The 13,621-nt window shown below is 58.8% G+C and carries 13 protein-coding genes; 8 read left to right on the top strand and 5 right to left on the bottom strand.

The annotated features are described in order from the left end of the window. Window positions 1-41 precede the first annotated feature (41 nt). Complete coding sequence (gene yedA, locus NK667_RS31800) at window positions 42-968, bottom strand: drug/metabolite exporter YedA (protein WP_054616701.1); 927 nt, start codon at window positions 966-968, stop codon at window positions 42-44. Window positions 969-1,131: 163 nt separating this feature from the next. Here yedA and NK667_RS31795 point away from each other — a divergent pair, with 163 nt between their 5' ends. Continuing rightward, window positions 1,132-1,584, top strand: coding sequence for an Lrp/AsnC family transcriptional regulator (locus NK667_RS31795; RefSeq protein WP_054052630.1), 453 nt, complete (start codon window positions 1,132-1,134; stop codon window positions 1,582-1,584). A 124-nt stretch (window positions 1,585-1,708) separates the two neighbouring features. On the opposite strand, the gene NK667_RS31790 is transcribed toward NK667_RS31795, so the two are convergent. The 4 genes from NK667_RS31790 to NK667_RS31775 all read right to left on the bottom strand — a co-directional run bounded on the left by NK667_RS31790 (window position 1,709) and on the right by NK667_RS31775 (window position 4,712). Further along, complete coding sequence (locus tag NK667_RS31790) at window positions 1,709-2,203, bottom strand: BRO-N domain-containing protein (RefSeq protein WP_054616702.1); 495 nt, start codon at window positions 2,201-2,203, stop codon at window positions 1,709-1,711. Between the two features lie 485 nt (window positions 2,204-2,688). Further along, window positions 2,689-3,300: a 3'-5' exonuclease gene (locus tag NK667_RS31785; RefSeq protein WP_054052626.1), complete on the bottom strand. Its 612-nt coding sequence runs from the start codon at window positions 3,298-3,300 to the stop codon at window positions 2,689-2,691. 22 nt (window positions 3,301-3,322) lie between these two features. Then, window positions 3,323-3,802: a LabA-like NYN domain-containing protein gene (locus tag NK667_RS31780; protein WP_054616703.1), complete on the bottom strand. Its 480-nt coding sequence runs from the start codon at window positions 3,800-3,802 to the stop codon at window positions 3,323-3,325. Window positions 3,803-3,938: 136 nt separating this feature from the next. After that, a complete protein-coding gene (locus tag NK667_RS31775; RefSeq protein WP_054616704.1) occupies window positions 3,939-4,712 on the bottom strand; it encodes a DUF2076 domain-containing protein in 774 nt (257 codons plus the stop codon). Between the two features lie 177 nt (window positions 4,713-4,889). Here NK667_RS31775 and NK667_RS31770 point away from each other — a divergent pair, with 177 nt between their 5' ends. From NK667_RS31770 to NK667_RS31740, 7 genes are all read left to right on the top strand, one after another. Beyond that, on the top strand, window positions 4,890-5,564 hold the full coding sequence (locus NK667_RS31770) for a YciC family protein (RefSeq protein WP_054052621.1): 675 nt from the start codon (window positions 4,890-4,892) through the stop codon (window positions 5,562-5,564). A gap of 75 nt (window positions 5,565-5,639) precedes the next feature. Then, window positions 5,640-6,719: an endonuclease/exonuclease/phosphatase family protein gene (locus NK667_RS31765; protein WP_054616705.1), complete on the top strand. Its 1,080-nt coding sequence runs from the start codon at window positions 5,640-5,642 to the stop codon at window positions 6,717-6,719. Window positions 6,720-7,059: 340 nt separating this feature from the next. Then, window positions 7,060-7,734 (top strand): cytochrome b family protein, encoded by a 675-nt coding sequence (locus NK667_RS31760; protein ID WP_152981114.1) that lies wholly within the window; start codon window positions 7,060-7,062, stop codon window positions 7,732-7,734. Between the two features lie 148 nt (window positions 7,735-7,882). Next, window positions 7,883-9,340, top strand: a complete 1,458-nt coding sequence (locus tag NK667_RS31755) for an MFS transporter (RefSeq protein WP_236708646.1) — start codon at window positions 7,883-7,885, stop codon at window positions 9,338-9,340. 113 nt (window positions 9,341-9,453) lie between these two features. Continuing rightward, entirely contained in the window at window positions 9,454-11,307 is a 1,854-nt protein-coding gene (asnB, locus tag NK667_RS31750; RefSeq protein WP_054616707.1) for an asparagine synthase (glutamine-hydrolyzing), read from the top strand. Window positions 11,308-11,388: 81 nt separating this feature from the next. Continuing rightward, window positions 11,389-12,762, top strand: coding sequence for a KamA family radical SAM protein (locus tag NK667_RS31745; protein ID WP_054052610.1), 1,374 nt, complete (start codon window positions 11,389-11,391; stop codon window positions 12,760-12,762). Continuing rightward, window positions 12,759-13,613 (top strand): N-acyl homoserine lactonase family protein, encoded by an 855-nt coding sequence (locus NK667_RS31740; RefSeq protein ID WP_054052608.1) that lies wholly within the window; start codon window positions 12,759-12,761, stop codon window positions 13,611-13,613. The genes NK667_RS31745 and NK667_RS31740 overlap by 4 nt, the downstream gene beginning before the upstream one ends. Window positions 13,614-13,621: the final 8 nt, after the last annotated feature.

Raw genomic sequence — 13,621 nt, 5'->3', positions numbered from 1 at the left:
AGGAAAAATCAGAGCGGATAGGCGATGGCGCGCAGTTTACCCTAATTCACACGGGATTCTGTCGGCGCCACCGCCGCAGGTCGCACCGGGGCCCGTCGCCACTGCGGCAAGCCGATCAACACCACGGCGCTGATGATCACCGCCATCGCAATCGCCTCTTCAATACCAATGGTCTCGCCGACAAACACGATCCCCAGCAACACCGCCACTGCCGGGTTGACGTAGGCATAACTGGTGGCCGCCGCCGGACGCACATTTTTCAACAGGTACATGTAGGCGTTGAAGGCGATGATCGAACCGAAGCCGATCAGGTAAGCCAACGCGGCCCAGCCTTCCATCGGCGGCAGACTCTCCAGGTGTTCGCCGCTGACCGCACTGCCGATCAGCAACACCACGCCGCCCACCAGCATTTCCACGGCACTGGCCATCGCGCCTTGGGGCAACGGCAAATGTTTGCTCCACACCGAGCCGAACGCCCAGGTCGCGGCGGCAAACACCAGCAACGCCGCGCCCAACGGGCTCGATTGCAGGTTGGAGCCGAGGTTGAGCATGGCGATGCCGATCAGCCCGAGCACAATCCCGGCCCATTCGAGACGGGTATTACGCGCGCCCCAGAAATATCCACAGAGCAAGGTAAACAACGGCACCGTCGCCACCGCCAGCGCGGCTACCCCGGATGCCACCCCGGTGTGTTCAGCCACGCTCACCGCGCCGTTACCGAAACTGAGCAGCAAAATCCCGATGATCCCCGCCGCTTTCCACTGCGCCCAGGTCGGCGCCGGCGCCCCGCGCCAGCGCAGGAATGCGTACATCAGCGTCCCGGCAATCACAAAGCGAATGCCGCCGAGCATCAACGGCGGCCAGTACTGCACGCCGATGCGGATGACCAGATAGGTCGAGCCCCAAATCACGTACAACGCGAAAAATGCGGCGATCAACGGCAAGGGGAAGCGACGTAAGCCAGGCATGGGCAGCTCGACAGGCAAGACAAGGAGATCGAATATTCTAGAAAGGCCAGGCGCTAAAAATAAGTTACAAAACCTGTTTATAGCGCCGGTACACTTTTCAAAGCACGGAGATCTGCGCGATAAACCGTGATTTCGAAAGTCATGTCATTTTCAGGAATTTACGATGGACAAGTACGACCGCATGCTCCTCAGCGCCCTGTTGGAAAACGGTCGGGCGTCCTACGCCGAACTGGCGCGCAAAGTGAACCTCTCCGCCCCGGCCGTCGCCGAGCGCGTGGCCAAACTTGAGGCCTCCGGGGTGATTACCGGTTACCAGGCGACGGTCGACATGTCGAAAATCGGCCTGCCAATCCAGTGCGTGATCGAGCTGCGCCTGAACCAGCACGGCAATCAAAAGGCCTACGACGACCTGATCAAAATCCCGCAATTGACCGAGTGCCATCGGGTCACTGGTGATCCGTGCGTGATCATGCAAGCGGCGGTGGGGTCGATGCCGGAGCTGGAAGAGTTGATCAATCGCATTGCCAAGTTCGGGTTCAGCAAGACATCGATTGTGTTGTCCAGCGCGATAGAAAAGCGCGTGCCGTTGGGGCAGCTGGAAGGAAATGGCAAATAGCGATCCCGTAGGAGCTGTCGAGTGAAACGAGGCTGCGATCTTTTGATTTTGCGCTTTGAAAACAAGATCAAAAGATCGCAGCCTCGTTTCACTCGACAGCTCCTACAGGGGTTCAGTGGTGTGGTCAGAATCCGCGAACGCCGCTATATCCGGCGCCTAGCAAACACGGCATGTCTTTTAAACGAACCCATGGTTCTGTCCGCCAATGCAGCAGGCTTAATGTGCCCCCCGCCCATTCCATCAAACGCAAACTTGGCGCTTGATTCGAACCGGCTCCGGCACCGTCGCGCAGCATCGGCACCACATGGTGAGTCAGCCAACGCCGCAAATTCCGGTTCTCCGGGCAGTAGTGATAGACCAGCATCGCGTACACGCCGGACTCGCTCAGCATCAGCGTTTCCTGGGGTTCGTCGGTTCCAGACAAACACATCATCCGACGTTGATCGGCATCGAGCTTGAGCGCGTGTCGCCCGCCGATATCTACACCCATCAATCGGCCGATATCGCGGGCGCAAAACCAGGCTTCTGCGTGCAGTAAAAGTGCTCGCAGCTGGATGTGATGGCGGATGAAGGTTTGGGGGATGTAGTGATCTGGGGGATTGGGGGTAATTTTGACCATTCGAATGTCCTAACAAAAGTTGGAGCTACCGTCATCACTTGCAGATGATGGGTGGCAGCTGTGCGCAGGTCTGCAAGACCGAGTTGTTAGGACCTCGGCAGACCCGAAGGCCTCCCGCACACAGCTACCATAAATCGATGGTCGCCAGATAAAGCGACGCGATTATAGGTGTGCTTGTATGCACCTAACAAACTATCGGTGGGCTTGCAGTCCCGATCGCTGCATTGGCAGCGACGGACAAAAGGTTATCGATGCCCCAGAGGAGGGGCAAGACAGACAATCCCTATTATTCAGTAGGACCGATCATCGAATCGGAGGCGTCGTTAAACACCAATCTGATTGCCGCAGCAGATCCAATGTGGGAGCGGGCTTGCTCGCGAAGGCGTCGGCACATCCAACATCAATGTGACAGACACACCGCCTTCGCGAGTAAGCCCGCTCCCACAGGGGATTTGTGTTGTGTCAGGGGATTGTTGGGGTGTCAGTCAGAACCCGCGATGGCGCTTAAGATGCTCGTTGATCTTCGCCGCCGGCACTTTCTGCAGGCTGACCAGCAGATCATGCGACAGCTCGCGCAGCCCATGCTGTTGGCGCAGTTGTTCAGCCAGATGCGTCGTCAGGTTGGCGGCCATTTCCGCATCCGCCATGGCCCGGTGAGCCTTGCCGGTGTTGGGCAAACTGGCGAAGGTGGTGAGGGTGCCGAGTTTGTGATTTGGCGCAGCCGGCATCAACCGACGGGCCAGCAACAGTGAGCAGGCAAAGTTCTGCAACCGCGTGCGTTTGATCCGGCCAAGTTCAAAATCCCAGAACTTCTGGTCGAACGCGGCGTTGTGCGCCAGCAGCGGGGTGATGCCGACGAACTCGTTAACTTCGTTCATCACCTGCTCGGCCGAGGGCGCGGTACGCAGCATGGCGTTGCTGATGCCGGTGAGTTGTTCGATGAAGGCCGGTACGCGCACGCCGGCGTTCATCAGGCTTTGGTAACGCTCGACGATGCGTCCCTGTTCGAGGATCACCACGGCAATTTCCGTGGCCCGGCAGCTGCTGCTAGGGGAGATCCCGGTGGTTTCAAAGTCGATGACTGCTATGCGTTCCAAACCTGTTTCAACTCCGTATAAATCAATTCTTGAGCAGCAACGCGCCTTCGATCGGCACATAACGGCTGGCGGCGCGGATCAGCGAGTTGGCGGTCAAACCCGGCACGCCGTAAGCCACCGCTTGCACGCCGTGTTTGCTGATGATGCGCTCCAACAGCATATCGAAATCACCGTCGCCGGAAGCCAGCACCACTTCGTCGACATGGTCGGCGGCGTCCATGATGTCGAGGGTGATGCCCACGTCCCAGTCGCCTTTGGCCGAGCCGTCGCTGCGCTGGATGTAGGGCTTGAGCTTCACGACGAAGCCCAAGTTGCGCAGGATCTGCTGGAACTGCTGCTGTTTGCTGTCACCGCGATCAATGGCGTAGGCATACGCCTCGACAATCTCGCCCTGTTTGCTGATGTCAGCCCACAGCGCGGCATAGTTGAAGTGGCAACCATAGGCCTGACGCACGGTGTAATAGAGGTTTTGAACGTCGGCGAACACTGCGATTTTCTTCATCGCATTTCCCTCATGGCGCACAGGCGCAGGCTTGAATCCGGCACTAGGCCCGAAAAGTCGCCCAGTATGCCAGCCTGAAGGATTGTTCCGCGAATAATCGGCCCGGGGCGTTTGTGCGCCCCGGACGAGTGGTGGGTCAGACGAAGGAGTCGTCGTCATCGCCGCCGAAGAATGACGAGCTGTCATCGCTGTAGTCGGCGTCGGTGAAATTGCTCTGATCGTTGGAGTCGTTGCCGGCCACGTTCTGGTCGTTGTTCCAGTCATTGCCACTGTGGTCGTTGACCTGGGCTGGCTCTTCCTTGATGACTTCGACGATTTCCTGCGGTTGCTGGTTGCCGTGGAACAGGCTGCTGATACCTTGCGCCAGCATCACGCCACCGGCCACGCCAGCGGCGGTTTTCAGTGCACCACCGAGGAAGCCGCTACCGACCGGTGCTTGCTGTTGCGGCGCGTAGTTTTGCTGCGGGGCGCCGTAGTTCTGTTGCGGTGCACCGAAGTTCTGCTGTGGCGGTTGCGAGTTGAATGATGGCCGCGCCGGTTCACGCCAACCGCCAGTGGATGGCGGAGCACTTTGCGTCGGCGCAGGTTGCGGATCGCGGGAGCCGCCACCGAAGATGCTCGACAGAAAACCGCCACTGCTCGGCGCCGGCGCGGAGGCCTTGGCCTGTTGCAATTCGGCCTGCAACTGCTGGATTTGCTGGGCTTGCTGTTTGTTCTGCTCGTCGAGGCTTTTGATCGCAGCCTCTTGCACCAGAATCGCCTGGGTCATGAAATAGCCCGCGGCGGGCTGGCGAGTCAGGTGCTCCTTGATCCGCGCCTCGGCCTGGGCGTCACGCGGGGCTGAATCCGTTTCGGCCTGTTGCAGCCGGGAAAACAGTCCATCGATCAGGGTTTGTTCTTCGCTGTTCATGGCGACCTCGTAGATTGCCGGGAATATCGTCGTCCTCATCCACGGTGGATAAGGTGCCTCTCAGTTATGGGGCTGATACAGGATGTTTCAATGCTCTTTACCGAACGTTTACGTTTGCGCCCCCCGGCGCTTCATCGGTTAAAGTGTGGGACTGCTTTTAACCTGCGATACCGACTGATGAATCCGTTCGATGTGCTGCGTGACTCCCTGTATTTCTTCAAGCGCAATCTGGGCCAGATCGTGCAACTGTGCCTGCCGCTGGTGATTTTCGAAGCGTTCTTGCAACAAATGGTCGACAACACCGCCGGCCCGGATGGTTTCCCCGGTTACAGCGTGATCGTCGGTTTGCTGGTGTATCCGCTGTACACCGCAGCGCTGATTCTGTTTCTCGACGCTCGCAGCCGTGGCGAATCGCCGCGCATCCGCGACCTGCTCGCCACTTCCGCTTCCCTGTGGCCACGCTTCGCCCTGCTCACAGCGCTCAACACGCTGCTGATTCTGCTGGGCCTGTCGCTGTACTTCCTGCCGGGTATCTGGCTGATGGTGACCCTGGCTTTCGCCGAGTACCTGCTGGTGCTGCGCGGCATGGGTCCGTTGGCGGCGATGAAGGAAAGCCTGCGCCTGACTCGCGGCCATTTCCTGCGCATCCTGGTGTGCATCCTCGCGGTGATGGCGCCGTTGTGGCTGCTCAAGGGTGCCAGTCTGGAGATGTACCCGGAGCCACAAAATCCGGTGCTTGGCTTGCTGATCGACAGCGCCCACAGCTTCCTGCAATTGTTCACCAGTGTGGTGCTGTTCCGCCTGTTCATGTTGATCAGCGAAGTACCTGACAAAACCGATAGACCCATCTGACCGCTCTACCCTTGGGCGCGGACGCCGCTCTCGGGTATGCTCGGGATCATCTTTGTAACGCTATAAGCCGAGCCAATGACCCGTCTACTGCGCTACACCCTGCTGGGCCTGCTGATTATCCTCGGCCTGGTGGGCCTGTTGATCTACAGCGTCACCTGGCGGCCCGATGCCAGGGAAGTGTTGCCCGTCAGTTGCAACGTCAAGGCGCCCACTCTGGTGCCAGGGCAAGCCTTGAAGGTGATGACCTGGAACGTCCAGTACCTGGCAGGCAAACGCTACGTGTTCTGGAACGACCTGGCCCAGGGCGACGACGAAAAACCTACCCTCGAAGACATGGCCTTCAGCCTCGATGAGGTAGCACGGGTGATTCGCGACGAGCAACCGGACATGGTCCTGCTGCAAGAACTGGATGACGGCGCCAAGGCCAGCGATTATCAGAATCAGTTCAAACTGTTGCAGGAACGGGTCGCCGACCTTTATCCGTGCAGCGCCCACGCCTTCGATTGGAAGGCTGACTTCGTCCCTGAACCGCACATCTTCGGCAGCGTCGGCCGGCAACTGGCAACCCTGAGCCGTTACCAGATCGAACATGCCGAACGCCTGCAACTGCCGGTGGCGCCCGCCAACTTCATCAGCCGTCAGTTCAAACCGAAAAACGCCTTGCTGGTGACGTACCTGCCGTTGAGCGATGGCGGGCAGATCGCGGTGCTCAACACGCATCTGGACCGTGTCCGCCAACCCGATGACACCCTGCAAGCCCAAATGACGGCGGTGGCCAAGGTCCTCGATAAATACGAAAGTCGCGGCACGCCGTGGTTGATCGGCGGCGACTTCAATCTCTTGCCATTGGGCCAGTACCGACGCCTGCCCGCCGAGCAGCGCACGCCCTACTCCGCCGACAGCGCCCTGCACGTGCTGTGGGACAAATACCCGATGATCCCCACCAACAATGAAGCCAGCGGCGTCGATCGGGCGCAGTGGCTGACCCATTACCCGAATGATCCGGGCTTGAATGGCCCGGACCGAACGGTTGATTACCTGTTTTACAGTCCACGGATCAAACGGGTGGAAGCTACGGTGCGGCAGGACGATACGCTGCGGATTTCCGATCATCTGCCGGTGATTGCGCGGTTTTTGTTGCCGGCAGCGCCGTAGAACCCTTCGCCTGTTCCAGCCAACAATGATGACCACCAGCGGTCCCCGGCACCTGTCCATCGCAGGTTGGGGAACTGCGGCCGTCTGCGGTCAACAATAGTGAATAAATATTCAATAATTACCCGCTAAAAAATAAATACGTGTCGTTATTTATGTGAAAAATCTCCGACAAATCTGCCTTAAGCCCAATAAAACCGGGCTATCACCGCCAAGCCCTCTCTTCGTACACATCTTGACATATTGAATGCTCAGTCATATGTTCATCGCCAGCTGGATCTATTGGATCCAATAAACTCTGGTCAGCGCGGCCCACCCAGCGGCTGACTCGAGGAACATGGACGTGTATTCATTGGAAGCAGTCGGCATGACGACCCCAAGCTATTACGGAAAATGGCAGGAAGGCTGGTACCTGTGCGCCAGCCTGACGACGGTGGTATTGGCTGTCGCCCTGGCAATCGGGGTCGCTCAGCCTGATGTGGTGGGAGTGCGCGCGGTGGCTGTATTCTCCGCACGTTTTGCACTGGTGCTGTTTTGCACGGCATTCGCAGCTTCCGCGCTGCACACACTATGGCCGGCACCTCGCACCCACTGGTTGAAACGTAACCGGCGCTACCTGGGGGTGGCCTTCGCTGCCGCGCACACCGTGCACATGGCAGCGGTCATCGCATTCGCCATCGCAGCACCCGCGCTGTTCGACACGGCTAAACCACCCTTTGCCTTCAGCATCCTCGGCGCCATCGGCTACCTGTTCATGTATGCGATGGTCGCCACGTCGTTCGATCGAACCGCTGCGTGGCTGGGGAAATCCGCCTGGAAATGGCTGCATCGGGTAGGAAGTTACTATCTCTGGTCGATGTTCATTTCCGCGTTCACCATTTACACCCTACATCGACCTACCGTGGAACTTCACGTCGTCCTTTGCGTAAGTCTGTTAGTCATTGCAATCAGTTTGCGAAGTGTGGCGGCCTGGATCCGGCGTTCACAACTTAAGGTACAAGGCGCCGCTGCACGTTAAAGCGTTTTGCGCTGTCGGCAAGTTGTCATTCGTACATTCGATAAATGTCAATTCTCGTTAATCGATAATTGCAGGGAGCTTACCCGTGTCTCTTACGCACCGATCTAAAAATAATATAGCCCTGGCGGCTATTTGCCTCGCGTCCCTCATGTTTGGCCTGGAGATATCCAGCGTGCCGGTTATTCTGCCGGGACTGGAAACAGTCTTGCAGGCTGACTTTAAACAAATGCAATGGATCATGAATGCCTACACCATTGCCTGCACAACCATCATGATGGCCACCGGAACACTGGCTGACCGATTTGGCCGTCGGCGTGTATTCATTATCAGTATCCTGGCGTTTGGCATCACTTCATTGATTTGCGGCATGGCCCAGGACGTGGCGGTGCTCATCGCCAGTCGTTTCCTCCAGGGGCTGGCGGGTGGCGCGATGCTTATCGCCCAGGTCGCCATCCTCTCCCATCAATTCCAGGAAGGGCGCGAGCGCAGTAAAGCCTTTGGCGTCTGGGGCATCGTGTTTGGCGTCGGCCTTGGTTTCGGCCCGATCATTGGTGGCATGATCCTCGCCGTTTCCAACTGGCAGTGGGTATTTCTGGTTCACGTGCTGATCGCTGTGGTGACCTTGCTGCTGGTGTTCGTCGGTGTCACGGAATCCCGGGATCCACAGGCCAGGAAGCTGGACAGCATGGGGATTGTCACCTTGTCACTGGCCGTATTCGGCCTGGCGTACTTCATTACCCAAGGCCCGACCCTGGGCTTTGACAGCCCGCAGTCATTGGGTGTGCTGGCCGCGACGCTGATCAGTTTTGCGCTGTTTCTGTATGCCGAGAAGACCCATCCCCACCCCATGTTCGACTTCTCGGTGTTCAAGATCCGGAATTTTTCGGGTGCGCTGATGGGTTCGATCGGCATGAACTTCAGCTTCTGGCCGTTCATGATCTACCTGCCCATCTACTTCCAGAGCGGACTGGGCTACGACCCGGTCATGGCGGGCCTGGCCCTGCTCGCTTATACCTTGCCGACCCTGGTATTCCCGCCCGTCGGTGAGCGCCTGGCCCTGCGCTACCGCCCAGGCATCGTGATTCCTTGCGGGCTGTTCACCATCGGCCTGGGCTTTATGCTGATGAAGTTTGGCAGCAGCCTGGAACACGCCAGTTGGTTGACGATGTTGCCTGGCTGCCTGGTGGCCGGTATCGGCCTGGGCATCACCAACACACCGGTGACCAACTCCACCACCGGTTCCGTAGACAGCAGCCGTGCCGGCATGGCATCGGGCATCGATATGAGTGCCCGCATGATTTCACTGGCCATCAATATTGCATTGATGGGGCTTATTCTTTCCCAAGCTGTTTATACGCAGTTGAAACAACTGTTACCGGGCTACGTCGACAGCACTCACTTGCGTGCGTTAGCGGAATCCGTCGCGGCCGGCAGTACGTTTATCAGCCCGACACTTAATGCCGTATTACCCTCGACAGCCATGCATGACGCATTAACCCATGGATTTGGCATCCTGATGTTATATGGCGGTATTAGTGTGTGGTTACTGGCAGCCATCAGCGTCTTTATATTTGCACCCGCTAAACGCGTACTGGCAACAAACTAAGTTTTATATATACAAACACGCTATTTAAAAGATCGGCCTCCGTTGATTCAACGGAGGCTGTTCGTGTGCGCGTGTGCCGCGGTCATACACAATAAAAATACAGGGAGCACGGTATGTGTGGAGTCACAGGGTGGGTTTCGTACAGCCAGGACCTGCGTTTACAACGCAAGGTATTGCAGGACATGACCGATACCATGGCGTTGCGCGGGCCGGATGCTGAAGGCTTGTGGATCGATGGACCAGTGGGCCTGGGTCATCGACGCCTGTCGGTGATCGACCTTGAAGGAGGTCGTCAGCCAATGCTGGCCAAGGGCAAGACCGGCCAGAATGCTGCCGTCATCACCTACAGCGGCGAGGTGTACAACTTCCAGGAGTTGCGCGCTGAACTGCAATCTCGCGGCCACCGCTTCGAGACACGCAGTGATACGGAAGTCGTGCTGGTGGCTTATCTGGAATGGGGCGAAGCCTTTGTTGACCGGCTCAACGGCATCTATGCCTTTGCCATCTGGGACATTCGCACCCAACAGTTGCTGTTAGTGCGCGACCGCGCCGGCGTCAAGCCACTGTTTTATTACCAGACCCGTGACGGCCTGGTATTTGGCTCCGAACCCAAGGCATTGCTGGCCAATCCGCTGGTGCCGCGCCGGGTCAAGGCCGATGGTTTGCGTGAAATCCTCGAGATGGTCAAAACACCGGGCCATGCAATCTTCGAAGGCATGCGTGAAGTACTGCCCGGCGAGTGGGTGCGGGTCACCCGCAATGGACTTGTCCAGCAGCGCTATTGGCAATTGCAGGCCCGTGAGCACGAGCACAGTCTCAGCCAGACCATCAGCCACACCCGCGACTTGCTCGAAGACATCGTCGGGCGCCAAGTGGTGGCGGATGTGCCGTTGTGCAGCCTGCTGTCGGGCGGCCTGGACTCCTCGATCATCACCGCGCTGGCGTCCAAAAAACTTCTGCAAAACGGCAAAGACAATATTCGCTCGTACTCCCTGGAGTTCCGCGACCACGGCCAGGACTTTGTCGCCAACAACTTCAACCTCACGCCGGATGCGCCTTTCGTCCAGGCGCTGGTGGAGATGATTCATTCGACCCACGAAGAAGTGATTCTCGACAGCGCGCTGATGGCTGACCCGCAATTGCACCTTCAAGTCGTGCGCGCGCTGGATCTGCCGCCCGCGTTCTGGGGCGACATGTGGCCTTCGCTCTATCGGCTTTTCGAGGAAGTGCGCAAACACTCCACCGTCGCGCTGTCAGGCGAAGCGGCAGACGAATTGTTTGGCGGCTACCGCTGGTTTCACGATCCCCAGGCCATTGCCGAGAACACCTTTGGCTGGATGACGTCAGCCACTGGCAAGTATTTCGATGGCAAGGCCCTCCTCGATCCAGGCCTGGTCAAGCAACTGGATATTCCGACGTTCCTGAAGGACAGCTACGCCCAGGCCGTCAATGAAGTCCCGGTATTGGCCGCAGAAAGCGCGGTTAACCGGCGTATGCGCCAGGAAACCTACGTTCACCTGACGCGCTGCATGCAGATCATGCTGGACCGCAAGGACCGCATGAGCATGGCGGTAGGCCTGGAGGTCAGGGTGCCGTTTTGCGACCACCGCCTGGTCGATTACGCCTTCAACATTCCGTGGGAAATGAAAGCCTTCGATGGCCGGGAGAAAAGCATCCTGCGCGCCGCCGTGAAGGATCTGTTGCCGGCGTCGATTCTTGATCGCGTCAAGAATCCCTACCCGGCAACCCAGGATCCGGCCTACGAGCGCCAGTTGCGCGCCTCGATGAGCCAGATTGCCAACGACCCCAATGCACCGGCCCGGCCACTGCTGGACAGCCAACGTATCCAGCAGGTGCTGAGCACCGAGGTCGGCGCTTCTTCGGCGCGTCAGAACCGGATTGGTATGGAAATGGCCATTGGCCTGAATACCTGGCTGGGTGAGTACGACGTCACGCTGGATCTTTAAACCCTGCGGCATTTTCACCCCCGAAGACTGTCGGCACCTGCCGGCCTTTAGTTTTGATTTCCATCCTTCAGGAGAGGGCTCATGGAAGATAACCAAGTGTGGACGTTCAAACCCTATACCCGGCAATCCATCAGCAAGGCGCCGCAGTGGGCATTCTTTACGCAGGAGCAGCGGGAGGTGATCAGCGTCGTTTCCCTGGTGCTGCCGTTTCGGGTCAACAACTACGTGCTCGACGAATTGATCGATTGGGACAACATCCCCGATGATCCGATCTATCGGCTGACTTTCCCCCATCGCGACATGCTGCGTGAGCACGAATACGTGGCCTTGCGCGATCTCCTGACGGCTGGTGCACCGCAGGCAGCCATTGATGCGCAGGTGAGTATCATTCGCCAGCGCATGAACCCGCACCCTGCCGGCCAGATGACCCATAACGTGCCGCTCCTGCACGGCAAACCGGTGGCGGGCATCCAGCACAAATACCGCGAGACCGTGCTGTTTTTCCCCAGCGCCGGGCAAACCTGCCATGCCTACTGCACCTTCTGTTTCCGCTGGCCGCAGTTTGTCGGCATGGAAGACCTGAAGTTCAATGCCAAATGCTCGCAGAATCTGGTCGAGTACTTGAAGTTGCACCCCGAAGTCACCGACGTCCTGATTACCGGCGGCGACCCGCTGGTCATGAGCGCCCGGGCGCTGCGGGCCTATATCGAGCCATTGCTCACGGATGAACTGGCGCATGTGCAGAACATTCGTATAGGCACCAAGTCAGTGGCCTACTGGCCCCAGCGATTCATCAGCGACAAAGATTCGCACGACCTGCTGGACCTGTTCGAGAGCGTCGTCACCGCCGGACGAAGCCTGGCGATCATGGGTCATTACAACCACCCGCGTGAACTCAAGCACCCCATCGCACAGGCAGCGGTGCGCAACATCATTGCCACCGGCGCGACCATCCGCGTCCAGGCGCCGCTGATCCGGCACGTCAACGAAGCGCCGGAGGACTGGGCAGAGCTGTGGACCACCGCGGTTCGCCTGGGGGCCATTCCTTATTACATGTTCGTGGAACGCGACACCGGCCCCAGCGAGTACTTCAACCTGCCGCTGGCCCGCGCCTATGAAATCTTTACCCAGGCTTATCGCATCGTCTCGGGCCTGGCGCGCACGGTCAGAGGCCCTTCGATGAGCGCTTTCCCGGGCAAGGTCATGATTGACGGGATCACCGAAATCGCCGGGGAAAAGGTCTTCGTCCTGCAGTTCCTGCAGGCGCGTAATCCGTTGTGGGTGCGCCGTCCGTTCTTCGCCAAGTTCGACCCCGAAGCCACCTGGCTTGACGACCTTGTGCCGGCCTTTGGCGAAAAACATTTCTTCTTCGAACAACACTTCGCCGCCAACGACGACGTGATCCCGGTCGAGTTGCTCGATGACGACGAACCCCTGCTGGAAGTCATGGAATGAATGCTTCTGCGTCTGACGCGCCGCTCCCCCAGTACGAAGTCTTTGCCCTGCGCTATGCCACCCATGGCGAACGACGCAGTGCCGAAAACTATCTGGGCGACGACCCCCACGATGATATTTCGATGCCGCTGGACTTCTATGTCTGGGTCATCCGGGACAGCCAGCGCACCCTGCTGGTCGATACCGGGTTCAGCGCCGAAATGGCCGCGCGCCGCAAGCGCACGTACCTGCAATCGCCGGTGCAATTGCTGGAGCGCCTGGACATAGATGCGGGTGCGGTACAAGACATCATCATTACCCACATGCACTACGACCATGCGGGGAACATCGATGCGTTCCCCAACGCGCGCCTGCATTTGCAGGAAGCCGAGATGGCCTATTGCACCGGGCGCTGCATGTGCCATGTGCCGCTGCGCAAGCCGTTCGAAGCGCGGGACGTCGCCTCGGCGATCGAGCGTCTGTATGCGGGACGGGTGGAGTTCGCCGACGGCGACAAAACCATTGCGCCTGGCATCAGCGTGCATTTGCTCGGCGGCCATACCGCGGGCCTGCAAGTGGTCAGGGTGCATACCGCTCGCGGCTTCGTCGTGCTGGCCAGCGATGCCGCGCATTACTGGGACAACCTGCGCTCGCGCCGGCCATTCCCGATCGTGCTCGACGTGGCCGACATGCTGGATGGCCACCAGCGCATCGAACATCTGGCCGATGGGCCGCAGCACATCATTCCGGGCCACGACCCGGCGGTTCGCCTGCGCTTTCCTACCTGGCAGGGCGACCCGGACATCGTCGCCCTGCACGAGCAGCCGGTTTCCACCCTGGCACTGGATGCGGCCCCTTGGGCGAATGAATGAAAGGGCTC

The sequence above is a fragment of the Pseudomonas nunensis genome, assembly GCF_024296925.1.
GTDB lineage: Bacteria > Pseudomonadota > Gammaproteobacteria > Pseudomonadales > Pseudomonadaceae > Aquipseudomonas > Aquipseudomonas nunensis.
Note: the sequence above shows the minus strand (reverse complement) of the source record. Positions and strands in the feature narration are given on the sequence as shown.

Coding starts and splice junctions, on each gene's coding strand:
- NK667_RS31755 (WP_236708646.1), top strand. CDS start 7,883: ATGTTTGGCCTGGAGATATCCAGCGTGCCGGTTATTCTGCCGGGACTG.
- NK667_RS31780 (WP_054616703.1), bottom strand. CDS start 3,802: ATGAAGAAAATCGCAGTGTTCGCCGACGTTCAAAACCTCTATTACACC.
- NK667_RS31795 (WP_054052630.1), top strand. CDS start 1,132: ATGGACAAGTACGACCGCATGCTCCTCAGCGCCCTGTTGGAAAACGGT.
- NK667_RS31745 (WP_054052610.1), top strand. CDS start 11,389: ATGGAAGATAACCAAGTGTGGACGTTCAAACCCTATACCCGGCAATCC.
- yedA (WP_054616701.1), bottom strand. CDS start 968: ATGCCTGGCTTACGTCGCTTCCCCTTGCCGTTGATCGCCGCATTTTTC.
- NK667_RS31765 (WP_054616705.1), top strand. CDS start 5,640: ATGACCCGTCTACTGCGCTACACCCTGCTGGGCCTGCTGATTATCCTC.
- NK667_RS31775 (WP_054616704.1), bottom strand. CDS start 4,712: ATGAACAGCGAAGAACAAACCCTGATCGATGGACTGTTTTCCCGGCTG.
- NK667_RS31790 (WP_054616702.1), bottom strand. CDS start 2,203: ATGGTCAAAATTACCCCCAATCCCCCAGATCACTACATCCCCCAAACC.
- asnB (WP_054616707.1), top strand. CDS start 9,454: ATGTGTGGAGTCACAGGGTGGGTTTCGTACAGCCAGGACCTGCGTTTA.
- NK667_RS31770 (WP_054052621.1), top strand. CDS start 4,890: ATGAATCCGTTCGATGTGCTGCGTGACTCCCTGTATTTCTTCAAGCGC.
- NK667_RS31740 (WP_054052608.1), top strand. CDS start 12,759: ATGAATGCTTCTGCGTCTGACGCGCCGCTCCCCCAGTACGAAGTCTTT.